This window comes from Chitinophaga sp. 10T418 (assembly GCF_056394125.1).
This window is the reverse complement of sequence record NZ_JBFTHG010000003.1, coordinates 726,186-751,704: the sequence shown is the minus strand read 5'-3', so window position 1 is coordinate 751,704 and position 25,519 is coordinate 726,186. Positions and strand designations below refer to the sequence as shown.

At 44.5% G+C, this 25,519-nt stretch carries 18 protein-coding genes; 9 read left to right on the top strand and 9 right to left on the bottom strand.

Annotation, left to right across the window (positions count from 1 at the left end):
- Positions 1-12: 12 nt before the first annotated feature.
- Together AC1DCV_RS11180 and AC1DCV_RS11175 are read left to right on the top strand one after the other, a co-directional pair.
- Positions 13-2,685 carry a carboxypeptidase-like regulatory domain-containing protein gene (locus AC1DCV_RS11180; RefSeq protein ID WP_477023261.1) on the top strand — a complete coding sequence of 891 codons (2,673 nt, stop codon included), beginning with the start codon at positions 13-15 and terminating at the stop codon, positions 2,683-2,685.
- 49 nt (positions 2,686-2,734) lie between these two features.
- On the top strand, positions 2,735-3,085 hold the full coding sequence (locus tag AC1DCV_RS11175) for a hypothetical protein (RefSeq protein WP_079469635.1): 351 nt from the start codon (positions 2,735-2,737) through the stop codon (positions 3,083-3,085).
- A 77-nt stretch (positions 3,086-3,162) separates the two neighbouring features.
- Here the strand turns inward: AC1DCV_RS11175 and AC1DCV_RS11170 are convergent, their stop codons facing one another.
- Entirely contained in the window at positions 3,163-4,146 is a 984-nt protein-coding gene (locus AC1DCV_RS11170; RefSeq protein WP_477023260.1) for an NAD-dependent epimerase/dehydratase family protein, read from the bottom strand.
- 866 nt (positions 4,147-5,012) lie between these two features.
- Between AC1DCV_RS11170 and AC1DCV_RS11165 the strand changes: the two genes are divergently transcribed.
- The gene (locus AC1DCV_RS11165) at positions 5,013-12,761 is read left to right on the top strand and encodes an amino acid adenylation domain-containing protein (protein WP_477023259.1); all 7,749 of its coding nucleotides are present in this window, start codon (positions 5,013-5,015) and stop codon (positions 12,759-12,761) included.
- Between the two features lie 283 nt (positions 12,762-13,044).
- Here the strand turns inward: AC1DCV_RS11165 and AC1DCV_RS11160 are convergent, their stop codons facing one another.
- Positions 13,045-14,019: a quinone oxidoreductase family protein gene (locus AC1DCV_RS11160; protein WP_477023258.1), complete on the bottom strand. Its 975-nt coding sequence runs from the start codon at positions 14,017-14,019 to the stop codon at positions 13,045-13,047.
- 87 nt (positions 14,020-14,106) lie between these two features.
- Between AC1DCV_RS11160 and AC1DCV_RS11155 the strand changes: the two genes are divergently transcribed.
- The 3 genes from AC1DCV_RS11155 to AC1DCV_RS11145 all read left to right on the top strand — a co-directional run bounded on the left by AC1DCV_RS11155 (position 14,107) and on the right by AC1DCV_RS11145 (position 17,143).
- On the top strand, positions 14,107-15,054 hold the full coding sequence (locus AC1DCV_RS11155; RefSeq protein WP_477023257.1) for a GlxA family transcriptional regulator: 948 nt from the start codon (positions 14,107-14,109) through the stop codon (positions 15,052-15,054).
- A gap of 242 nt (positions 15,055-15,296) precedes the next feature.
- Positions 15,297-15,869, top strand: coding sequence for a Crp/Fnr family transcriptional regulator (locus AC1DCV_RS11150; protein WP_477023256.1), 573 nt, complete (start codon positions 15,297-15,299; stop codon positions 15,867-15,869).
- A gap of 83 nt (positions 15,870-15,952) precedes the next feature.
- The gene (locus tag AC1DCV_RS11145) at positions 15,953-17,143 is read left to right on the top strand and encodes an MFS transporter (RefSeq protein WP_477023255.1); all 1,191 of its coding nucleotides are present in this window, start codon (positions 15,953-15,955) and stop codon (positions 17,141-17,143) included.
- Between the two features lie 139 nt (positions 17,144-17,282).
- On the opposite strand, the gene AC1DCV_RS11140 is transcribed toward AC1DCV_RS11145, so the two are convergent.
- Positions 17,283-17,495 (bottom strand): helix-turn-helix domain-containing protein, encoded by a 213-nt coding sequence (locus tag AC1DCV_RS11140; protein WP_477023254.1) that lies wholly within the window; start codon positions 17,493-17,495, stop codon positions 17,283-17,285.
- Positions 17,496-17,498: 3 nt separating this feature from the next.
- On the bottom strand, positions 17,499-17,978 hold the full coding sequence (locus tag AC1DCV_RS11135) for a DUF2975 domain-containing protein (protein WP_477023253.1): 480 nt from the start codon (positions 17,976-17,978) through the stop codon (positions 17,499-17,501).
- A 726-nt stretch (positions 17,979-18,704) separates the two neighbouring features.
- On the opposite strand from AC1DCV_RS11135, the gene AC1DCV_RS11130 reads away from it, so the two are divergent.
- A complete protein-coding gene (locus tag AC1DCV_RS11130) occupies positions 18,705-19,640 on the top strand; it encodes a hypothetical protein (RefSeq protein ID WP_477023252.1) in 936 nt (311 codons plus the stop codon).
- Between the two features lie 118 nt (positions 19,641-19,758).
- Here the strand turns inward: AC1DCV_RS11130 and AC1DCV_RS11125 are convergent, their stop codons facing one another.
- From AC1DCV_RS11125 to AC1DCV_RS11105, 5 genes are read right to left on the bottom strand one after another with little or no spacing between them, the layout of a single operon-like run.
- Entirely contained in the window at positions 19,759-20,181 is a 423-nt protein-coding gene (locus AC1DCV_RS11125) for an organic hydroperoxide resistance protein (RefSeq protein ID WP_477023251.1), read from the bottom strand.
- A gap of 35 nt (positions 20,182-20,216) precedes the next feature.
- Complete coding sequence (locus tag AC1DCV_RS11120) at positions 20,217-21,251, bottom strand: alpha/beta fold hydrolase (RefSeq protein ID WP_477023250.1); 1,035 nt, start codon at positions 21,249-21,251, stop codon at positions 20,217-20,219.
- Positions 21,252-21,259: 8 nt separating this feature from the next.
- Positions 21,260-22,054: a DUF1223 domain-containing protein gene (locus tag AC1DCV_RS11115; RefSeq protein WP_477023249.1), complete on the bottom strand. Its 795-nt coding sequence runs from the start codon at positions 22,052-22,054 to the stop codon at positions 21,260-21,262.
- A gap of 11 nt (positions 22,055-22,065) precedes the next feature.
- On the bottom strand, positions 22,066-22,536 hold the full coding sequence (locus AC1DCV_RS11110; protein ID WP_477023248.1) for a hypothetical protein: 471 nt from the start codon (positions 22,534-22,536) through the stop codon (positions 22,066-22,068).
- Between the two features lie 7 nt (positions 22,537-22,543).
- Positions 22,544-23,482 (bottom strand): heme-binding domain-containing protein, encoded by a 939-nt coding sequence (locus AC1DCV_RS11105; protein ID WP_477023247.1) that lies wholly within the window; start codon positions 23,480-23,482, stop codon positions 22,544-22,546.
- Between the two features lie 252 nt (positions 23,483-23,734).
- On the opposite strand from AC1DCV_RS11105, the gene AC1DCV_RS11100 reads away from it, so the two are divergent.
- Both AC1DCV_RS11100 and AC1DCV_RS11095 read left to right on the top strand, forming a co-directional pair.
- A complete protein-coding gene (locus AC1DCV_RS11100; RefSeq protein WP_477023246.1) occupies positions 23,735-24,757 on the top strand; it encodes a sensor histidine kinase in 1,023 nt (340 codons plus the stop codon).
- Positions 24,738-25,499 carry a LytR/AlgR family response regulator transcription factor gene (locus AC1DCV_RS11095; RefSeq protein WP_477023245.1) on the top strand — a complete coding sequence of 254 codons (762 nt, stop codon included), beginning with the start codon at positions 24,738-24,740 and terminating at the stop codon, positions 25,497-25,499. Before AC1DCV_RS11100 ends, AC1DCV_RS11095 begins: the two co-directional genes overlap by 20 nt.
- Positions 25,500-25,519: the final 20 nt, after the last annotated feature.

Sequence of the window (25,519 nt, the reverse complement as noted above, 5' to 3'; positions counted from 1 at the left end):
CCAAACAAAAGTATGAAAAAAAGCCGATGGATAGGTGCAGCTACTTTGCAGAGCCTTCTTCTATTCTTTGCCACAACAGTACCTGCTCTTGCACAAAACGAACGCATTACACTAGATCTGAACAATGTACCGCTTATATCTGCGTTGGATTCTATTCAGCAGCATTCCGGGTATCGCTTTTCATATAGTCTGGAGCTCGTGCCTTTGTTAAAAGAAAGTCGCGTATCGATCCATTTCAAAAATCATTCTATAGAAAAAGTACTATCCCTGCTGTTTGCTGAAAAGGGCATTAAATACCGTGTGATAGATAACATGGTCCTGCTTTCAAAGAGCCCCCCTGCATCCACAAAAAGAACAGATCTACCCGGGCTGATACAGGTTATTAAGGGAAAAGTAGTGGATAAAGAAAGCCATTCGCCCCTGGCAAATGTAAGTATCACTGTTTTAAATGCCTCAATGGCAAGGGGCGCCATTACCGATAGTAATGGCTTTTTTCTACTGGAAATTCCTGTAGGACGACAAAGCCTGCAGTTTTCTTCTATTGGTTACCAGGAACAACTAGCTGCGGATATTATAGTTGTTTCAGGCAAAGAAACATTTCTGACGATCGAACTCCAGGAATCGGTTAAAACCTTGCGGGAAGTGGTCGTTAGCCAGGGTCAAAGCAGGAACCGCGCATTAAATTCAATGGCAACGGTCAGTGCGCATGTGGTTACCCCGGAAGATGCGTCCAGATATGCTGCGGGGTACAATGATCCGGCACGCATGGTAAGTGCCCTGGCCGGAGTATTATCAGGCGGAAATGGCAGGAATAACATCATTATTCGTGGCAATGCTCCCGGCGGATTATTATGGAAGCTGGAGGGCATAGAAATCCCGGCTCCCAACCATTTTAGCAGGGGACAGGGAGATGCCGGCGGCCTGTTCAGCATAGTCGGTGCAGGTATGCTTTCAAATTTTGATTTTTTTACAGGCGCCTTCCCTGCCGAATATGGAAATGCGCTGGCTGGTATCATGGATCTTAATTTGCGCAAAGGAAATTCCGACAAAGCCGAATATGGTCTGCAAGTGGGTGTGATAGGTTCCGAGGCTTCATTAGAAGGGCCGATATCAAAAAGTAAAAAAAGCTCCTACTTGCTGAACTATCGTTATGGCAACCTTCAGTTCCTGAGCGAAGGAGGAATCATCCACCTGCCAGACAACCAGAAATCACCAGTATTTCAGGACTTCAGTATGCATATCAATTTCCCTACCCGGAAGGCAGGTGAATTTTCTATCTTTGGTATCGGCGGTATCAGTAAAACAGGTTATTACAGCTCCAATGATTCAATGATGTGGCGCCGGGACCCAGGCACACAGCTCGACAAAGTTGAACGCCATCTGATTGGAGTGATGGGTGTAAAGCATACACTGTTGTTGCCAAATAAAAAAACCTATCTTAAATCAACGCTTGCACTTTCCTATCAATCAGATCGTTTGACAAGCAAGGAACTGGACAATAATTATCACTTTTGGCCTAAAGACAGCAGCCGTTATAGCTATCCCACCATTCGATTCACCACTTCAGTGAACCATAAATTTAATTCCGGCAGCGTTGTCAGGGTAGGTATGACCTACAGCCATTTTTTCTTTTCCATTTATGGAATGAACTATGACCAGAATCGCGTTAGTCAGGTGTTCCTGGACCAGCATGGCAATACTGGGTCGATAGAAGGATTTTTTCAATGGAAGTACCACCTGTCCCCAAACTTTGAGATCAATAGTGGTCTTCATGCAACCAGCTTTTTACTGAATCATAAATACGCCATTGAGCCACGGCTCGGCGGAAAATTGAATACAGGAAGCAACAGCTTTTTGAGTTTTGGCTTTGGTATGCATTCAAGAATTGAACCCATCTCTATGTATTTTACCAGGATAAAAGAACCTGGCGGCGCAATCACTCAACCCAACCTGGATTTGAAGCTTACGAAAGCCATGCACTATGTACTTGGATATGAAAAAATGCTTTCAAAGAACCTTAAATTAAAGGCAGAGATATATTACCAGTACTTATATCATATTCCTGTTGTCGACAATCCCGGAAGTATTATTTCCACTATTAACAACCTGTATGGCTTGACAGACACAGCTTATGCAAGCAAGGGAAAGGGATATAATAAAGGCATTGAGATTACTGTGGAAAAATTCTTTTCAAAAAATTACTATTTCCTGCTCTCTGGCAGCGTGTTCGATTCAAAGTACAAACCGGCCAATGGTCAAACATATAACACCCGTTTTAACACTAACTATCTGGTGAATGCACTGGCTGGTAAGGACTTCAATACAGGTGCACTTAAACAAAATACGTTCAGCATTAATGTAAGAGCTACTTCCCATGGTGGCTTCCGTTATTCACCTGGTCGGGTGGCTACCGATAATAGTGGAAAAACTTATCTGTTTTTTCCACCAGAGGAAACGTATAGTCAGCATATGTCTCGATATATGCGATTTGATGCCGGTTTAAAGTTCAGAAAAAATAACCGGAGTTATTCGTGGATATTGTCGTTGGATGTACAAAACATCACTAACCGGGAAAATGTTCTTGAAGTAGAACCCAACGTTGACCCAAGGAATATCATACATCTTGACCCGACAGTAACAGATCTGGGTATTATTCCGGTTCTCAACCTTAAAGTTGAGTTTTGACGTATTACGCAGCTGCATAAGATTAGTAAATTCTATTAAAACATTTTATATGAAATTTTTTTTTGGTTTAGTATGTATTGTTATAATACTGGTAATTGCATGTAAGAAAAAGGGGACCGATAATCTTAATCCCGGGGAAGTAGATTGTGGCTCTTTCACCACTACATTTTCAACTACCGTGAAGCCTTTAATGATATCCAGTTGTGCAAAAAGCGGTTGTCATGCAGCTGGCAGCACCAGTGGCCCAGGCGAATTGACAACTTATTCGCAGATATTCAATTCACGGGCAGCCATTCGCAACGCAGTAGCAAATGGAACAATGCCCCGTGATACCACTTTTACAGCCATGCAAAAAGCAATTATTACCTGCTGGATCGATGCAGGAGCACAGAATAATTAATGCAAAAGACATCATTTATAAGAGGGCGTCTTCAGTAAATAGCCCATGAATTGCGAGATTTATGGACTATTTACTGATTAACTGATGGGATAGGGGCCATCCGTAAAGCTCTCTGCATGATATCCTTTTGAGCCGGTTAATTGGGCAAGTGGGCTGCGTAAACTTTCTCCTGCGTTTATACGTGCTACTACGTAAGCGAAATCATATGTTGGTTCCCAACCCAGGTCTTTCCTCGCTTTCTCATTTACATATACCCGGTCTATGCTTTGGTGAATCTTCCATCCGCGATGGCTATACGCTGTTGTATAAGCAGGTACGGTGCGCAGTACTACCCCGGGCGCATTGCGGCGCAGGTCGTGCAGATCTGCCGGGCAGAACGGTGTAGTAGCGCTGATGATATAAACGCCCCATCCGATGGAGGAAGCCTTTTCTGCCGCCAGCAAATGTGCATTTACCACGTCTTCCAGCTCTACCCTGCGAAACAGAAACTCGTTGGCCTTCAGGTTCTCGTCCTGAAAGGTTTCCCGCATATGTTTGTCGTCGTCTTTTTCAGGAAAGAAACGGGAAGTGCGAAGTACAATGCAGGGCAGGCCGAGATTTCTGTAGAAGAGCTGGCAAAGGTCTTCCGCTGCTTTTTTGGTTACCCCGTAAATATTCTTGGGCTGTGGCTGCATTTCCTCCGTAATCCAGGCTGCAGGCGCTCCGGCAGGCGGCACTAATGCATCCCCAAAAACACTGGTCGTGCTGGTGAAAACAAAACACTGCACGCCAGCAGCCACTGCTTCCTGCAGGAGATTAAGCGTGCCGGTAATATTGGTATCTACGAATTGCTGCATAGTATGCGTGGCCACATGGGGCTTATGCAGCGTGGCTGCATGCAAAACGGTGGTTACCCCTTTCATACAATCTCTGACGAAGGAGCGGTCCGTAATGGAGCCTACGTTAGTAGTAAATGCAGAGGGCTGGATATCCAACCCGATTACTTCAGTAGAATGTTGTCTTAATGTGCGTACCAGCGCCTCTCCAAGATGCCCGGCGCTGCCGGTTACCAAAACTTTCATATTCTCTATTTTTATACGGATACTACAAAATCKGAAAAAAATCCCGCTCTGGCAGGACAATTGTCCCGGCAGCATTCCCTAAAAAAACAAGAACTGCATCCCTTGCAAGGCTCCTGCATAATATGTAGGCTCCGTGCGCTGTTACCGTCGATTGACGCTAAAATCTCCGATTGGGATCAAATCGTCGATAAATAGGTTCGAAATCTGTTCAGTCACCCCGACTAGACAGGACAAAGGAGATTTATTCTCGTTTGTCCTGTTTTTATTTAGGCCAAAATCTTTGTCCTGTGAGTATATGAGGCGCACCGCTTCATTGATGCCCGCAGTTCGAAGTGAAAGTCCGTCAAAACTTAATTTTTCAGGATACATCGAACTTATTATTTCCCGCTTCTTCTAATATCCCCGGTCCAGTTTTTCCAACTTAGTAATAAACAAGCTTGATCATCTGGATGATTTTTTCTTTCTTAAATCATTCTCCATTCCCTCTCTTTCATATCCAGTTTTATCTTTACGGCTCCGACTGGAAAAAATCCTTATAACCAGGTATTGGCAACGAAAAAAAAATTGTAACTTCTTTGTAATTATGCCAGCATTATTATACACCAAATTCAATCTAGACCTAAAACCCTTATCATGCCATCGCTAAATAATTCATCGCGCGAAAATTCATCTTCACTCAATTCCGTACTCATTTCTGCTGCTCTGACAGGCACGATCCCTATAACCTGTTTGAGATTCCCATAAACCATTGATGCAGATCTATTTCTACCTATTGTAAGGACAGACATGTGTCTGCCTTGCAATATGTATTTCTATGACTATCCAGCAACATGAAATTTATTTTTCTGTAGAAACCCCCATCCATTATGCCCAAGAACAGTTTTATCCTCCATCCTGCCCAACAGGATATTTATGTGGACCAATTGATCCATCCGGACAGCCCTCGTTATATCCTCACAGGATATCTTATCCTAAACGGAGCTCTCTCCGTGAAAACATTCAAAAAAGCATTGGACATCGTCAATTCAGGGCATGACATTTTTGCCATGAGTTTCGATCTGGCAGACCAGCAGCCTATAGGTTATCTGGCAGATAAACCTGATCCAGGCATTCTCGAATACCGCGATTACCGTCAGCAAAAGGATCCACAGCAGTCAGCCAGGCAATGGATACAGGAGCAAGGCAATATCCCTTTCCGCGTGCAAAAAGGAGGTAAGTTATTCGAGCACTATCTGCTGAGGATCAGTGAGGATAGTTATTGGTATTACTTCCGTTTCCACCATCTTTTGATCGATGGAAGCGGATACCAGATCTGGTTGAAAGCTATTGCAGAAAAATACAGGCAGGTGATCGCAGGTGACATACCGGATACGACCTATCCTTCTTATGCCAAAGAGATGGCAGATATGCTGCCCTTCTACAACAGCGATGAATATCAACGGCAACTACAATACTGGACCAGGAAACTGGAGACACGACCAGCAAAATTGTTCACATTTAAATATAACAACGCAGATACAGGAGGAAAAACTAGCGGTTTGTTCTCCTACGCATTGACTGAAGCAGAGAGAAGTTCATTGGACAATTTATCATCGCTCACTGGCATGACGCTTCAAAAACTTACGGCAGCCGCTTTGATCATCTATTTTGCAAGGGCAACAGGACAATCTGAATTATTGATGGGCATTGTACGGCACAAACGCAAAAATGGTGCACAACGCAGCATTGTCGGGATGTTCTCCGGGATCGTTCCGTTTATAGGCAGTTATGATCCGGATATGCGCTTAACCGATCTTTTGGACCATATCAGCAAAAGTCAAAAAGAAGATTATAATAATCAGCATGTCACATTGAATGATCTGAGCGCATTGATCAGGGACAAATCATCCGATGATAGCCTTTTTGAGATCGTGGTCAATCACCTGATGCTGGATCTGGGTTTGGATTTTGGAGCGGGTATCAGTACTACGTTCCACCAGTGTTGGAATGAATATGAAAAAAGGCCACTGCGCGTATATTGGCAGGACTATGGAAAGCATCAGCCGCTGCAATTGAATATAATCTACCAGACTGCATATTTTCTGCCTGGAGAAGCCGCTCTTTTTCCTGCCCGGCTCATGTACATCCTGGAGCAATTCCAAGGAAATATGAACAACCCGCTGCGCAGCATAGATATCCTGCCCCCGGAGGAACGTAGATCCCTGCTGGGATCTGCGGGAGACATAATCCCCCATGACCCCGGGGCAACGATCATTGGCAGGATTATGCAACAGGCTGCCGGCACTCCGGATAATATAGCCATAACATGCAACGGGTCGCATCTGACCTATAGGGAGCTGATGGAAAGATCAGCGCACCTGGGAGAATATCTGCGAAGCCGCGGGATCGGAAGGGGAATGTTGGTACCGGTTTGTCTGGAACGATCGCCGGATATGATCATAGCCCTTCTGGCTGTTTTGCAGGCGGCAGGAGCGTATGTACCGATCGATCCGGCGTATCCGCCCGAAAGGATCCGTTTTATGATCGAAGATACTTCCGCGCCGCTTGTCCTTACCACCAGGGAATGTTTGCCGCTTGTTAGCCCGGTATTCGGCGGAGAGATCATCATACTGGATGATGAGGTTCCTCCTGTTAGTCGCAACGTTTCGGCTACTCAAACCAACACCTCCGGCCAGTATGGACCCGGAGCAGACGATGCGGCCTATATCATCTATACTTCTGGTTCCACCGGCAGGCCCAAAGGAGTGATCATCGAACACAAAAATGTGATCAGCCTGTTTGATCAGACCAGGGACATTTATGGTTTTCATGCCGGGGATGTATGGACCCTTTTCCATTCCTATTGTTTTGATTTTTCGGTATGGGAAATGTATGGTGCGTTGCTCTATGGGGGAAGGCTGGTTATTGTACCCAAACAGATGGCCCGGGATACGCCTGCATTCGCTGCATTATTGGTAGCGGAGGGAGTGACCGTCCTGAACCAGACACCTGCCGCTTTTTACGTGCTTCAGGAATATATGACAGACAATCCACTAGTGTCATCCACTCCTCTGCGATATGTCATTTTTGGTGGAGAAGCGTTAAATCCAATGTTACTGAGGCCCTGGAAAAAAATGTATCCTGCTTGCCGGCTGATCAACATGTACGGTATCACAGAAACGACCGTTCACGTTACCTTCCAGGAGATCAAAGACGACCTGCTGGATAGTCCGGGAAGCATGATCGGCCGTCCGATCCCATCTCTGGCGGTTTTTATTCTGGACAATGACCATGCCTTGCTACCAATTGGGGTGCCCGGAGAAATGTATATTGCTGGTGCGGGTTTGGCAAGGGGGTATTTGAAACGTGATGACCTGACAGCCGGGCGGTTCATTCCAAACCCATTTAGTAAAGGAAGCTACAACCGGTTATATAAGACTGGTGATCTGGCCAGATGGCATCCGGGTGGAGTATTGGAATATCTTGGCAGGATAGATAACCAGGTAAAAATAAGAGGTTACCGTATCGAACTCGGCGAAATAGAAAGTGCCCTTCTCCAAAACGGGCATGTGAAACAGGCATTTGTAATGGCCACCTCCAACAAGGAGGGCCATGCAGGAGAGCAACAATTGGTTGCCTATATAGTGACCACACACCCCGTCGATTGTGATAGCATTTTATGGAGCCTGCGCAGCAGGCTTCCGGAATACATGATCCCCGTAAATATTATCCAATTGGAAAAAATGCCGCTTACTTCCAATGGTAAAATCGACAGGGCTGCATTACCTGCCCGGGAGGAGCTGGTCCGCGTCAATGCTGAAAAAAAATGGCCGACTGATGAAACACAAAGCCGGATCGCTGCCATCTGGGAAGAGATACTCGGAGTGAAAGAACCCGGCATAGACGATAACTTCTTTGACCTCGGAGGAGACTCCATCCGTTTGATCAGGATCGTTAGCCGGATGCGAAAAATATTCGTTAAAGAAATACAGGTCGCAGATATTTACCGGAGGGCCACCATTGCCACCCTTGCGTCTCTGATCGGGGAGATGGATCAATCCTCGAAGAACAAAGAAACATACCAGCAGATCATGCAGTCCGTATCCGGTCAGAAACAAACATTGCTGACCCAGTTGCCGGATGCCCATCTTGTAGAAGACATTTTTCCAATGAGCGCTGTCCAGCAAGGAATGATCTTCATTTCAGCCCGGGAGCCTGAACAGGCAATCTATCACGATCAGTTCACTTATTGGTTGCCTAAAGACACCGACATATCATTATTTGAAAAAGCATTGTCCCTGGTGACCGAAAAACATGGTATACTACGGACAGCCTTTCGCCCTGACTGGCATCCTGTAGGCATGCAAATAGTCTACCGGTCTGTTCCTGTCCGTATTGAAGTGATCGATAACCAACATATTGATGATCAATTTGCCCCGGACCATATCCGTTCCTGGCTTCGGGAAGAAAGGAAGAAACCATTCGATTGTACGCTGGCTCCCCTTTGGCGGACAGCGGTCATCACTTTCAGAACGCGCAATGTTTTCATTTTGCAGACCCATCATGCAATCCTGGATGGATGGAGCGTGTCGGCTTTGAACACCGAACTCAATAATTGTTACCTGCAGCTCAGAGATGCATATGCCCCCGTCATATTACCAGCCTTGCAGGGAAGCTACAAAGATTATGTCATCGAAGGCATCGCCGAAAGCAATAACCTTCTGTCCAGGACCTTCTGGCAAAGGGAAATGGATGGTTATAAGCCCCTTGATATATTTTCAACAGAAAAGATGGTACAGCGATATATCCGGAAATACGATCCGGCCATCTTCGAAGCAATAAAAACAAGGGCCAGGGACGCGAACATCCCGTTGAAAAGCTTGTTCCTTGGAGCTTTATACTATACCGTCAGCTTATTCACTTATGAAGAAGAGCTTACTATCGGGCTGGTAACCAACAACAGGCCCATCGTTGAGGACGGCGACAGGATATTAGGTTGCTTTTTAAATACCATCCCTTTCAGGTTCCCGGTCCCACCTCCCGGAACCCGATGGCAGGAATTCATCAGGCAGATAGATCAAAAGCAACTAGAACTGAAGACCTATGAAAGGCTGCCATTTTCTGAGATAGCGGCAGTGAATAAGGAAGTCCGCGACAATGGGAATCCGTTCTTTGATATAATTTTTAATTTTATCAATTTCCATGTATACGACCAGTTGGAAAAAGGGCTGTTCCATGGCTCAGTAGATGACGACAACAGCATCACCTACGGCAATTTTGCCATCACCAATACTTACCTGGATTGTTCGATAAATATCACCGGTAATGTGCTGTCGATTCTATTCTCCCAATCCCGGATTTTTAAAAGCGGGAAAACGATCGAAACATTCCATCAATATTTCGAAAGGGCGCTGAACCAAATCATTTATAATTTCCATGAAGAGATTGACAGATCGATGATCCTGACCTCCGGGGACCAGGTAATAGTACCGTCTGGCCCCCTTCCCTATCCGGCAAATAAAACGATCAGCATGCTGTTTGAAGAACAGGTAAGGCTGCAGCCGGAATCGATCGCACTGCAGGCCGGAAACGTAGCGATAAGCTACACAGAACTGGGTAGACTGGCCAACCAGCTGGCCAGTCTGCTTGTCATTAAAGGCATCAGCAAGGAGCAGCTGATACCTGTATGTATACACCGGTCACCCGAACTGATCATCGCTATCCTGGGCATATTGAAAGCGGGGGGCGCATACGTGCCATTGGACCCATCCTACCCCATGCAGCGCATTGAACGCATGCTGGAAGAATTAGCACCTGCATTAATCGTCACCTCGACCTTTGTGCACCCCCTGTTGAAGGGGTTATTGCCAGAGTCAGCGCTCATCAACATAGACGATATACAAGAACTTCCGGAAACAGTACCCGGGGAGGAAATTCTAGCCGACAACGATGCTGACAGCCTGGCCTACCTGATGTATACCTCCGGATCGACCGGACAACCCAAAGGCGTTATGATCACACAACGTGGGGTAGTTAGCCTGGCCAAAGAAGGAAATTTTGTCTCCCTCGGACCATCAGATAGGTTGCTTGCCACCGGTTCCCCCTCATTTGACGCCACTACTTTTGAATATTTCGGGATGCTTTTGAATGGTGGCAGGCTGGTACTTTGTCATGAAGAAGAGCTACTGGATACTGACCTTCTTCGTTTGGCGATCCGTAATAATGGCATCACCCTTATGTGGTTCACCGCCAGTTGGCTGAATCAACTGATCGAAAACGACATTACGATATTCAGCGGTTTGCGAGCTGTATTAGCTGGCGGTGAAAAACTATCGGTGACGCATATACAAAAATTGCGTTCAGCCTATCCTGACCTGGAGATCATCAACGGATACGGGCCGACAGAGAATACTACATTCTCATTGACCCATTGCATAAAGCAGGTACCTGATAGTAACATTCCGATCGGTCGCCCGCTCGCAGGCAGATCTGCCTTCATATTGAACGCTTACCGGCAAAATATGCCAGTTGGTGTAACTGGAGAATTGTACGTAGGCGGAGATGGATTATCCAGGGGATATTACCGGCGTGCCGATCTGACCGCAGAGCGTTTTGTAGATGGAGCCGGTCTTACTACCGGCCGGGTATACCGAACCGGCGATCTGGCCCGTTACCTGTCCGATGGAACTATTGAATTCCTGAGTCGGGCGGACCAGCAATTGAAGATCAGGGGATTTCGGGTCGAGCCGGGAGAGATCGAAGAGATGATCATCAGGAGCGGTCTTGCAAGGCAGGCAGTTGTGGTTGCCCGCCAGACAGATAGGAATTTCTTGCAATTGATTGCTTACGTCGTACTACCGGTGGGGGCATATGAGATCACAGCCCTGCAAGAGTATCTTGCTGCATCATTACCATCCTATATGATCCCTGCCATTATCCATCCGATGGCCTCCCTTCCTTTAACAGCCAATGGAAAGATCGACAAGAAGGGGCTGCCTGACCCGGACCCACAGGCAATGAGCAATAGCTACGAAGCACCTCAAAACAGCCGGGAAAAGACCCTGGAGGCCATATGGCAACAGCTGTTGCAGTTGCCGGCTATCGGTCGCAAAGACGATTTCTTCCAATTGGGAGGGCATTCACTACTCCTGATGCAGTTAAAGGCGCATATTAAGAAAGAATTCGAGATCACTATCTCTGTTGGTGATTTGTACAGGCACAGAACTTTGGAAAAGCTAGCCTTGTTCCTTGCCGGAAAGGACCCCGAAAATTCCTTTATGGAAGACATTACTCCATTTGACCGGCAGGCCATCACGGCAATACCTCTTTCCTTTGGCCAGGAAGAATTATGGCAGATCGACAAACAATATGGATCGATCCATTATCACATCAACCGGGTTTACAGGCTTACTGGCGATTGTAACAGTCATGCATTGGCAGCGGCCTTCGCGGGGATCATCAAGCGCCATGAAGCGCTTAGAACCATCATACAGACGGATCGATCAGAAGGCAGCAGATACCAATTGTTCCTTACCGGAGACGACTGGGAATTACATCAGCTCGATCATTCAATGGCTGATCTTTCTGATGCATACCTCCTGGACCTCATCATGTCCCTGGTGAATACCCCTTTTGATCTTTCCAGGCATTACATGCTGAGGGCTTGCCTGGTGCGTCTTGCTAAGGGCGAGCACATACTGGTCATCGTTCTGCATCACATTGCAGCGGATGGCTGGTCATTATCGATCATCATGAAGGAATTCATGGAAATGTACAATGCTTTTGTTGCAGGAAGCTCCAGCCAGCAGCCTCCTCTTTCACTACAGTTTGCAGACTATGCATTATGGCAGCATCGGTATATCGCTTCAGGCATGCTGGAAAAGGGCCTTCAGTATTGGAAGGAAAGACTACATGGCTATACACCCTGGCTGCTTCCGTCGGATAACAGGGGTAATTCATCCACAATTACCAAGGGGGCCATGCTCTATTTTAAGCTGGATATGGAACTAGTCCAATCACTCCGGCAGCTTTCACAACAGGAGGATTGCACGTTGTTCATGACGCTGCTCGCAGCTTTTAAGGTCGCCATATACCGTTACAGCGGCAGACATGACATCTGCATAGCCACGGCAATGGCTGGGAGGACGAGACAGGAACAGAAAGGACTTGTAGGTTTCTTTTCCAATAATCTGCTTCCTCTTCGCAGCGACTTGCGTGGCAATCCGGATTTTATTCAATTTCTTCATCAAGTCCGGAAAGTCATCCTGGAGGCATATGAACACCAGGATGTACCTTTGGAAATGATGTTGGACCATTTTCAATATCCTCATGGCCAGGAGAAAATGCCGCTTTTCCAGGCAATATTTCTCCTTCAGAATATGCCCGATGTTCCTAAACTTGACCTGGAAGGACTTTCAGCATCGGAGATCAGCATCAGGCATGAAACCAGTCAATTTGAATTGAATATTGCCGCCCGGGAACGTCACGATGGGTTGCGGCTTGCAGTAGAATATAATACAGATATCTTTCAAAGGGAGATGATACTGGACCTATTTAAACAATATATAGTGATCCTGCAGAGCATCATACAATCACCGTATGATAAGATATCAGATTTACGACTTTTGATTAATTAACGCTGGTTTCAACAGTCAGAATTATTGTGTGCAATTAGTTTAATGCTGCCTTTGACATTGGAGGATTTTTCTAATACTCACTCCTTTTACAGTAGTCGGGCTTGCGATAATAATGATTTTAGCAACAGTTTATTATTTAAAACACAAAGAGAAAAAGGCTATCTAAGTAGATAAACATAATCGTTGATTTTCAATAGATCTCCGATAAATAAGTTCGAAATGTATCCAGTCATCCTGACTAGAAAAAGCCATACAGCATAAACTGTATGGCTTTTTTATTTGATTACATGATGAAAATATGCTTCCCTTTTTCCGAAAAGTGAATACTCTCTTTGATGGCTGTTTTAAAATCTTCCAGCGCATGCCCCGCGAAAACATTTGAAGTAAAACCGGCAGTCATTTCTGCAATTTCCTTCAGCATAGCAATATCTTCCGGAAGTGGTGGCGTGAAAAAGTAGCGGTATACATGCGGTTGAACCTGGAGACCTTTTAATAGAATGTCGAAATTATGAAGTGTGTATTTCTCCGCACTCATACCGCCATTGATAATTAGTTTGCCGCCAAAGGCGACGCACCGGATCAACTCCCCGGTAACCGGACCTCCCACATTATCAATAATACCATTTACGCCTTTATTGCCGGTAATATCCATTATGCGTTGTGTGATATTTCCCTGCTCTGCCGAAAGGTCTATTACTGCTGTGGCACCCAGTGATTCCAGTAAATGTACTTGTTTGACATGACGTACAATGGAAATAACGGGTATTCCTTGTTGTTTCGCCAGTTGAGACACCAATGTTGATACGGTAGAATTACCAGCCGTCAACACCAGCCACTGTCCTGGCTTAACGTCCGACTGCTTCAACAGGTCCCATGCAGTAATCATATTTACGAACTGGGAAGCTAGTTCAGGAGGATAATCGGCTGGTAAGGGGATCAGCCATTCTGCCGGAACCGCTACATATTCCGCCCAGGAGTTGTAATAGCTGAATGCTGCGTGGCTGCCCGGTTGCAGCGACACTCCTTTCCCTGCTTTTTCTATAATACCAGCGCCGTGATTGCCGGCTACCTGTTGAGGGAATACTGGCTTTTTGGGTTCCGGGTAAAGGTTCTGAATAAATAGAAAATCACCCGGGTTAATAGAGGCTGCGGTTGTTCTGATCAAAACTTCGTTATCTTTTATAACCGGTACTGGCACTTCAGATAATTGGAGTACTTCTTCCGGTGCGCCGATGCGGCTAAATGTTATTGCTTTCATTGCGTTGTTTGTTTGAATCACAATATTACCGGGCATTTCTTATCTTCGATATGTCTTATCTGACAATTACTATGCAAAAATAGACACATGCATTTCGTTATCTATTTACCTTCCGGTTTTTATGCAGCGATAGCCTCCAGCGTGGTGGAAGTACTGCAGGCGATGAATACAGTGAATGAATCGGAAGTTTTTACTTTTGAGTTTGTGTCCAAACATGCACACGCTGTTTCACGTTCTGCTATTTCTTTTAATGCGAGAACAAAACCTTCTAAAAAAGCAGATGTATTGATTTTATTAGCAGGGGCTGGAKCGCAGGCTAGCCCCGAACACCGTTTATTGGCACTGGAAGCAAAACGTGCGGCTCCATTTATTAAGGCCGCACAACGACACGGCGCCATTATTGCGGCCACCTGCGGAGCCTCTTATCTCCTGGCGGCCAATGGTGTGCTGGATGGGAAGCGGGCTACTATCTCCTGGTGGTTGAAAGAAGAGGTACAACAGCGGTTTCCTGCAGTACGCTGGGAACCTTCCCGGATTGTAGTGAAACAGGAAAATATTTATACTTCCGGCGGAGGCTTTGCCGGGTTGGAATTGATTAGCAGCCTGCTAACAGACCTCGGTTTTGCAAAGCAGCTGAAACGTGTACGGAAAATAATGGTACTCCCGCCTGCGCGCGAATTTCAAAGCCCTTATGAGATTCCGGCTACCGAATTGGTTGGCAGCTTTGAAAAACAACTCACCAAACTGCTAAAAGACAATATGGAAATCCTAAGCCTGGATTTTCTATCCCGGCAAATGGGTATGTCCTCCCGGACGTTATCACGCAAGTTCCGGGAAGAATTGGATACCAGTCCGGGTAAATGGATCCAGGAAAAACGAATGGAAATAGCGAAGAAATTATTGGGAGAAACTAAACTCAGTATTTCCGAAATCTGCTACCGGGTAGGGTATGAGGATTTGGCTTCCTTCTCACGCTTGTTTTCTAATATCACCGGCATGCCGCCAGGGGAATTCCGCAGGGAAACAGGGAGATGAGTGAGCGTTGACTTTTCTGTTCAATATATCTCACGCGCTTAGTGCTGGCAACCAACGGATACATTGCAGGTCAAACAATAAAAATGTTAATGGTGGCTGGTATATGAGTTAGTTGTACTGTACCTGTGATCTTTTGTTTAAATTTAGGTGTGATGTGACTTTTCTGGTAGCTATATAATGAAGCGTACATCATCGTTTAGGGGAAAGTATAACGAAAGCACTGAATACAAATTAAGCGTTAAATGAGCCAACAACTAAGAGCACATATTGAAGAAATAGTACAGCTAACGAACGATGAGTTTGAATATGTTCTGTCCCACTTTACGTATAGGAAGTTTTTGAAAAATCAGTATGTCATACAAAATGGCGACTACGCCAGGTATGACTATTTTGTAATAAGCGGCTTGTTGAAATCCTGGGATATTGACGATAAAGGGAAAGCCCATATTATACTTTTTGCCACGGAAAATTGGTGGATTTCAGATTCTGCAGCTTTTCATAGCCAAACTCCGGCGACTTTGAATGTGGACTGTCTTGAAAACAGCGAAACACTTTATATCTCATTGGAAAACAAGGAAAAGCTTTGTCAGGAAATGCGAAAAATGGAATATTTCTTTCGTAAAAAAACAACTTCGGGGTATATCGCTTTGCAGAAACGAATCTTGTCGCTCATTAGCTTCAATGCAAAGCAACGCTTTGAGTACCTGATACAGCAATATCCAGACCTTTTACAACGGGTTCCCAAAAATTTGATTGCCTCTTATTTAGGCATTTCGAGAGAAACCCTGAGCAGGCTAACATCCCCAAGCGCGTGATATTTATCACGCTCGTTTTGTGATCTACTTCCTTTAATGCTGCTGCTTCCAAACTGAATTTTGTAGAAATAAAATTCAGATTAATGATAGAACAAGCAACATCAAAAAAGATTCCTTCGGCTATTTGGGCTTTAACTTTTTGCATATTCGGATTTGGAACAGCAGAATTTGTTGTTGTAGGGTTGCTACCCTCCATCGCATCCGATTTATCCGTCCCACTTTCTTCAACGGGGTTATTGGTGACCATGTACGCATTGGGTATTGCCATAGGAGGTCCCCTGTTTACGGCACTTACAGGAAGCATAGAACGTAAAAAACTGCTGATACTGACGCTCCTTTCCTTTGTATTTGGAAATATGATTGCTTTTTTTGCAAAAGACATTTCAATGCTACTCATGAGCAGGGTAATCACTGGTGCTGCTAATGGTTTGTTTTTAGCACACGCAGTGGTGGTGGCCAGCAATATGGTTGCAGACAACAAGAAAGCAACCGCCATATCATTGGTTTTTTCGGGGTTAATGATTTCTACAGTTGTGGGTGCTCCCCTGGGAACTTACATTGGTACTCATTATGGTTGGAGCAACACTTTTTTGGCAATTATCATTTGGGCTATTGTAGGGTTAGTAACGCTTGGCATTGTATTGCCGCAACAGCCTAAACCAACCGCTGCATTAAGGTTAAGGGACATTCCAGATGTATTCAGAAGTTCCTCCGTCCTGATCGTATTGTTGTCTAATATTTTTGCCTATACAGGGACTTTTGTTTTGTTCACTTACTTATCTCCTATATTAAAAAATATCACGGGATTTTCCGGGAACGCCATTAATCTTGTTTTATTAATATTTGGAGTTGGGGTAGCTATAGGGAATTTTGCCGGAGGACGCTTATCTGATCGTAAGCCGTCGAGAACTTTGGTGTACCTGTTCCTTTTCCACGCCATTGTATTATTCCTTTTATCATTTGTATTGGATAGTAAGCTTTTTGTCATCGCGCTTGTATTGATGTTGGGATTTCTGGCGTATGGAAATGTCCCTGCATTGCAACTGCTGGTAGTGCAGCTATCGGAAAAAAACAAGCCGGGAAGTGGTGGCATTGCATCTGCTGTAAACGTGTCTGCATTTAATATTGGAGTGACTTTTGGGTCACTGGTGGGAGGGATCGTTGTGAACAGATTCTCCCTACATGCCATGCCTTGGGTGGGCGGAGTTTTTGTATTGGTAGCGTTGCTTTTGGGAATTTGGAATTATCAGAGAAACAAGACTACTGAACGCTGATTAAGTCCGGGATAAGAAAGTTCGAAATGTGTACAGTTGCCCCGACCAGACTGGACAGGATAGCATTTATGCTATCCTGTCTTTTTTATTTCCGCTTGTAATGCTGACTGTTGCCAAACCGTTTGTTAGCGGTCCGTTGTTATTTCTCGTCATTTACATATTCCAGAATGTCACCCGGTTGGCAGTCCAATGCTTTACAAATTGCGTCTAATGTGCTAAAACGAATTGCTTTTGCCTTCCCTGTCTTTAAGATTGAAAGGTTAGATAATGTCAAATCAACTCTTTCAGAAAGTTCATTGAGAGAAATTTTTCGCTTTGCCATCATCACGTCTAGGTTTACAATAATTGGCATAGCTTAAATTGTTAAGTCATTTTCGGATTTCATATCTATGGCATTTTGCAATATTTTTTCAAATATTGCTGCAGCAGTTGCAATTACGACAGCAACAAAAGTAGTCACAATACAAATGGCAAGAAAACCCGCAGGGTCGTCCTCTTTATTATGGGATATCCTTATGTATAGTCCTGCTATTACAATTAAAACACCCAGTACGATTGCACAATACTTTATGCTCTTTAAAGCCTTAACAGCGTTTGATGAGAATACTTTATTTTGTCCGATATATCCAAGTAATCTGAATGCCTTGTATAGCGCAACAAAAAAAGCAATGGATGCTGCATATCCATATAAGATGAATGGGTCAGCGTAAATGCTAAATAAATCTAAGTTGGCGGCTCTTCCTTCGGTTAAGGGAAGTCGAATCAAAATGGCAAGTGCCACAATACCGATAAGCACGATGACCGCCTGAAGAAATATTATTGAAATTCTTTTCATAATGATTTTATGAATTTTAGATGGTGCTGTAAAAATAATAAATATTTATTGATAAACAATAAATATTTAGCGTTTTTGGAAAATTGTAGAGGAGATTATCTTCCTCGTCGTTATAAGATATAGTGCATTGAACACACCCATCATTGTAGCCGGCATTGCCTCTTCATTATATAGACTCCGCCGATCTTATACCTGGGTCAGGCATAGGATATATAGAAGCCGCGCAGCAGAGGTGGACTTGATGCGGGGATGACGTTCAGAACTGGCTATAGTAAAGAATCTATAACAGGCTCTGGCTGATAAAAAAAGATGTACAATTTAAAGGAGGCAGGTATAAGGGGTTTATTCATCAAAATGAGGGTAAAACAGCTTTAATCCAGTTGAATGACAGGTGGATATGCCTGCGGATAGATAAGTTGGGGAGGCAATGTATAAATCCGTCAACACTTAACATCAACAGCATCACTCCAGGTGATAGATTTTTGCCAGGATGTAAGGCTTGTCAGATAAAATATTTCTACTTCTTCTTTTGCATTTTATTTTATAAGGGTGGCTTCCAGTTCTACTGTCAATGGTGCAAAAAATCCTTTTACTTCAAGCAAGTGGTAGCTTGCCCGATGCCGTGCTTTTTAATGAAAGGAATATAAACGTCCATACAGGCAGTGAAAAAATCTTGTGTAGAAGTAGTATAAACATTCAGTCTTACAATGTTTTTACATTCATAGTTTGATCGTTATCGTTCATTTTTTTTGTCTGACTGTTATCTGTTTATATTGTATTTTAGATGCTGGGAAAGCATTGTTAGATAATGTCATGTATCCAGATGAAAAGAAAAATATGAAAAGAGCCCCAATTTCAATCTTTCAGGTAGCTGTTTGTTTGGTATTTTTAATGGGAACACTGTTGTCGTGTAATCCATTCCCCAAAAAGGATACGCATCCCGAAGTTCCTTTCCTTGCGGATCTTGTAAAAGATACAACGAAATTTATAAAGGTGCTCGGTACGGAACATCTCTCCGAATTGGTTTTCTTAAAGGACGATAGGATATTATTGAAACCAGACGACAGTCATCTTCCATTTAAAATTATCGACATTCACGGAACGGTGATCATAGAGAAGACCTTTGATTGGAAATTGCCATTTTATCTTGACAAGCAGGGAGACTTGTACTTCAATAGAGAAAAATATGATTATCCGGACTATAAAAAACATGACTACTTTAAAACAGTTGTTTTTAAAGATAGTATAGATAGAAAATCTGAGGCTTTGGGTTCACAGTTTGCGGACAGCATAAAGTTTAAGATGCTGGATGACTATGAAATTGAGCTATTACAGCCTTACGGGCTGAAGCCATGTGAGTACCAGGTGGTACACAGAGAAAGATGTGATGTTTTTGAAGTAAAGAATAATGCATTGCTCGTAAGACAAGATGACCTGTATAAAAATGACTTCGCTAAATCACCGGCAGCGCCTGAAACATTCGATGATGATATACTGATCCGTTGGCAAAATGGGAGAATAGCATCGCCTGTTTATCTGGTATATTACCAGGTTGCTAAATATAAGGTTAAGTGCGAGGATATGACGCAACCTAAAATGATTAAGTTAAAAGGTCAAAATTATTTGTTCAGCTATTCCCTGGGACTTTTTTTAATCAAATAGTATAGTGGAGGAACTGGAGTCATACCAGCGCTTTAGTTACTTTGTTTAGACATAAGACCCAATAAAAAACGGGCAGCCCCAAGGCTACCCGTTAACTTACCACATGCCATGGTTGGTTTTATGACACTACTATTTCAACAGGGATATTATTCCGGATGGCCTTTGAATACGGGCAGGTAGCATGTGCTGTTGTAACGATCTGCCGGGCTGTTTCTTCTTCTATTCCTGGTAATTCAACGTATAGGCGTGCCTGTAAACTATATGCTCCATCTGTATTCATGAGATCTACTTCAGCATTTACAGCGGTATTTTCCGGGAGCTTAATGCGCAGTGCATGCGCTGCAAGACCCATGGCACCTATAAAACAGGCGGACCATCCAGCAGCAAACAGCTGTTCCGGATTCGTGCCTTTTCCGCTGCCGGGTACACCCAGTTTGATGTTAAGCTGATTGTCGGTGCTCGCGGAGCTGCCTTCGCGACCGCCTGTAGTGCGGGTTTTGCCGGTATATAGTATTTTCGTGGTGGTGGTATTGGTATTCATAATAAATGTTTTTTTATTTATAAATAGATTAGTTTCTAAAGTGACGCTGCTTCGATAACAGCCTGGGCAAAACGTTCTGGTGCTTCGCCAGGAAGATTATGCCCCGCTCCTGGTATTACGTAATGGCGATGTATACCCACAAATTTCTTTTTGTATGCCTGACCATCGGTGGCTTTGGCGATGCCGTCTGCATCTCCGTCCAGCGTAATGGTGGGGACGTTGATAACGGGACCTTCCGCGAGCCTGGCTTCCAGCGCATCATATGCAGGATCGCCATCAGCAATACCCAGTCGCCAGCGGTAGTTGTGGATCACCACATTTGTATAATCCGCATTGCTGAAAGAGCTGGCATATTCCTTGAAAGTGCTGTCGTCGAATTTCCATGCCGGAGAGTTGAATTTCCAGATGAGCCTGGCGAGTTCTTCCCGGTTCTGCTCCAATCCTTGCCTGCCTCTTTCCGTAGCGAAATAGAATTGATACCACCAGCTCCATTCTGCCTGCGGAGGTAATGGTTGTTTATTTTTCTCGCGGTTATTGATCAGATATCCATTCACGCATACCATCGCCTGTACTCTCTCCGGCCACAAGGCGGCCATGATGTTGGCGGTGCGGGTACCCCAGTCGTATCCGCCCAGTATTGCTTTTTTTATGTGCAGGGCATCCATCAGTGCGATGATATCGAGGGCTACTACCGCCTGTTGACCATTCCGCATGGTGTCTGAAGAAAGGAATGTTGTGGTGCCATGGCCACGCAGGTGCGGTACGATGACGCGAAATCCTTTCGCTGCCAGTTGCGGCGCCACGGCTTCATAGCTGTGTATGTCGTAAGGCCAGCCATGGAGAAGTATTACCGGGGTACCATCGGCTGGTCCCATCTCCACATAACCTATGTTGAGTACGCCGGCATTGATTTGTTTTATCGGTTTAAACGGAATACTAATAGAGGTACTTTTATTTTTCTCTGTGGGAGTCATGGCGCCAAGAGAACGAAATGGTAAACCCAGTGCACCTAATGCCAGTGTGCCCATTCCCAGGAAGTGACGGCGATCGTATGTTTTGGACGGTTTCATATCAGTAATTATTTGTTGGTGGAGAAGTGTTGAAGATCTGCCCTGGTAGCTGCGATGATCTGACCATTGCTTTCTTTTTGTACAAACCCGATCAGTTCCCAGTTTTGCGTATTAAAGTCTGCCGGAACAGGCAGCAATGCAGTGGTTGTTTTCCTGATATCTACCGTCGTCAGTGACTGCACTATCTGCACATGAGAAAGCTTTCTGCCAGCGTTTTCACCTGCTTTTACATTGCTTTGTCCGTTCTTTTGTACAAGAGCGAGTAGTAGTCTGGTATTTTTTTGTGGAGAAGATAATTGCCAGGTAACTTCCATTTGTTGCGCGGCCATCTTCGTTTGCAGGGAAAAGTTATCCGGAGTTTCCTGTGTAAAAGCCTTGTTGATGGCTTGTGTTACGCCGCCAACATCAGAGCCTACAAATTCACTGCCGCCATTGATGACCATCTGCGGGGTGTATATGTTAGGGAGGTGCAGCCAGCTGGCATATTGCTGTTGTCTTTCAGAAAAGATATGCTGACTGAAGCTGTCGCGCCACCCCTGGTGATCCCAGTAATCTACGTGGAAGGCCAATAGATAGAGCGGTTTTCCCTGGCTTTCTTTTTCAAGTCTTGCCAGCAATTCATCTGCAGGCGGACAGCTGGAGCAGCCTTCAGAGGTAAATAGTTCTACTACCGCAAATCCTTTGGTGCTGTCGGCATTTACCAGCGAAGTGGAATTGTTCCCGTATAAAGTATTACAGGAGCCTATCAATGTGCTGAAACAAAGCATTCCTATGCTGAAGGCGGATACGATCAATGATTTCATATGTGATGATTTTAGATGGATGATGGAAGATCTCCGGGATACCATGCCGGATCCTGGGTTGTAATGAATGTGGTTCTGGCGGCAGCGTTGTTTTCCGTAGCTGCGTTTCCGTTATATGTCTGGATTGAATAATCAGGCTGTTGTCCGTTTGCCAGTGGATGCATATCTACTGTTTCCACGCTGAGCAGTTCCCCATTGATATAGCTGCCAAACCAGAACCTGTTATCCTGCTCACGGTAGGTAACCAGTGTATATTGTTCTGCCGGTTGGTGTGAGGCCAGGTGATTGGTATGATAGTCCACAGCTGCATTGTTACCGTACAGTATGGCGACAGCTCCTGCTTTTTCATTGATGATGGTAGTGATCACGTGCAGACCACTATCATTGAATACATAAGGCCTGATGACAGGGATATCTTTTTTAGCGGTGGAGCATCCGGTGAATGCGGTGGCCGCAATGATCAGGAAGAGTATAACGCGCATGGCTATATTAGTTTAAGGTAGACAGATCGAAAATACCACCGGTTTTGTTGGCTGCGCGGTGGCAGGAAGCGCAGGATTTGAAGGTCATCAGGGTACCATATGGCTTAAGGTTCGGTGTTTCAAACTTAGCATAGCCCCAGCCATCGGTATCTTTATACAGCGCCTTGTTTCTAACCATGTACTGTATATTCAGGAACTTGCCCGGGTGTATATTACCTTCATTATCTATGTTTTTATCCCATACTACTTTAGCGATAACGGCACCATCGGGCCATGGGTGGATATTATTTTCCTTTATAGCCTGCATGGCAACCGGGTTGGCGAACATCACGCGCATGGTGGTATTGTCGAACCGGGAAGTGGTACTCATAACCTGCCACTGACGGAATTCCGGCATATAGCGGATGCCGTTTGCCGACACCGGGAGTTGCGGAGTAGGTACAGCCGGTTTATTCCATTGTTGCGCTGCTGCAGCGGTTTTAGTGGTATCTGGAACAACCTTTGCCCGCCTGGTGTTGAGATAGTTGCGCAGGTCGGAGAGTTCTGCCGGAGTGACTTTCGCATTGCTATGCAGCGCTGCATAGGAAGGCAGCGGCATATTACCGGAGTTGATCATGTTATATGCTTCCCAGAGTGCAGACTCCTGTTCTGTTTTTGATAATTTATCCCACTCAGAAAAGTTCAGATGCTTACGGGCGGTGAGTATATCTTCTTTTACTAACCCGGCCACAACAGGTAATCTATCGAACCATTTCAGGTTGGAGGTGTTGGAATGGCAGTCGTAGCAGGCACGTTGCAGCATTTGTTTCACGTCTGCAGGTACCTGTATTTCCCCGGTTACCGGAGGATTGTCTGCCACAGGAGTGGTGAAGGAAGCCACTGCAACTACTACAGCAAGTACTACTGCGGAGATGGTGATTGTTTTTAGCCGGTTTGATAATTTCATGTTTCGAAGTATTATGACACAAAGAGACAGTATCCCGGGTGCCCCTGAAAACAGAATACCCTGTAATCGGCAAAATCCACTCTGACATGGACAGATCGGAACCTGAACGGAATCGGCTTTATTGGGCTTAAAAGCGGTCATTTTCCGGCCTGGCCATGTCAGAGTGGATTATGTCCGGTTCAGGGCATTAAACGCCGGATACGGTCTTGTTTTTTGCCCTTGTTGTACAAATACTTTTATCTTTGGTCTGCTATGAAAAAAAGACAAGCCTTTAAGATTTCAGGCCGTATTATATGGTTAAGCTCTCTCTTCTTAGGGGTGATTGTATCATTGCCCAACCTGATACAGCATCAGTATAATATTTATGAGGTGATCGCCAATTCGCTGATCACATTCGTATTCTCCCTGTTTGTATGGTATTATAATATGAAAACCTTACCAGTATATACTTCGCATGAAGTGGCCAGGGGATTTTCGCTCTATCCCCTGATCAAAAATCTGCTGGTGGGTCTGGTGGTGATGTTCCTGCTGTCGTATATACAGCAGCTGATATTAACGCATATTAACTTTGGTCCGGTAATGCTGATGTTTGAAGTGAGAGGGGTATTGATTAACCTGACCTTTTATATGTTTATTCATATGCTGTATCAGACCTATCAGAACCAGCGGGTGAGCATAGAGCTGGAGCGTACCAGGATGGATAACCTGGCGGCTCAGTATGAATTATTACGGCAACAGGTAAATCCGCATTTTTTATTTAATACACTCAATACACTCAAATATATGGTGGAGAGTGAAGATGAGCATAGTGTTGACTTTATCCTGAAGCTGTCCGATTTTTACCGTTTTACGCTGGAAAACAGGAAGCTGGACCTGATACACTTATCTGAGGAGTTGAAAATTCTGGAAGCTTATATATTTTTGCTCAAAGCGCGTTTTGAAGAAGGGTTTGAAGTGAATATCCGGGTGGAAGAAAGTCTGCAAAAATCCATGATTCCACCTTTTACGCTGCAACTGTTGGTGGAGAATTGTATTAAGCATAATGTGGTAGCTCCCAATAAGCCGTTGTATGTGGAGGTCTATTCAGAAAATGATTTTATTGTGGTGAAGAATAATGTACAACCTAAGATCACGCCTGAAGCATCTACAGGTATTGGGCTGGAGAATATTAACGAACGGTATAATCATCTGTTAAACAGGAATATTGACATATGTCCTGAAACATCAACCTTTACTGTAAAATTACCGGTAATCAATGAAGATAATTATTATTGAAGATGAAGTTAAAGCAGCCAAATCGTTATCAGGACTGATTGCCAAAATCAAACCTGATGCCAGTGTGGATGCTATGTTGAATAGTATTGAGCAGGCAGTGGCCTATTTATCTGCGAATGAACCGCCGGACCTGATATTTATGGATGTACAGTTGTCAGATGGATTGTGTTTTGAGATATTCAAGATGGTAAAGATCTCTTCTCCCGTGATTTTCTGTACTGCTTTTGGGGAATATTCTATGGACGCCATTAAATCAAACGGCGTGGATTATCTGCTGAAACCCTTTTCTGCTGGTGACCTGGAAGCTGCTTTTAAAAAGATGGATAATTTCAGGAATTTCTTTCAGGAGCGTAAGCAGTCCGACTGGGAGGAGCTGATCAAGAGACTGGACAAGAATGAAGGTAAAACCAGTTTCCTGGTATTTCATAATAACAAGTATATCACCGTACGTACAGATCAGATCGCGTATTTGTACATCAAGTATGATTCACCTTATATGGTTACTTTCCAGCAGCAGAAATATATTATTCCACAAACGCTGGAGCAGATACAGTCACAGCTTTCTTCCAAACAGTTTTATCGGTTGAACAGGCAGTATCTGGTAAACTTTGATGCTATTAAAGAGGTAGAACATTATTCTGCGCGAAAACTGGCATTGCATCTAAGCGTGCCTACCGATGAGCCGCTGGTGGTAGGAAAGGAAAAAATTACTCATTTCCTGCAATGGATGGAGAATCGTTGAGGGAAAGCATCGGGTTATAA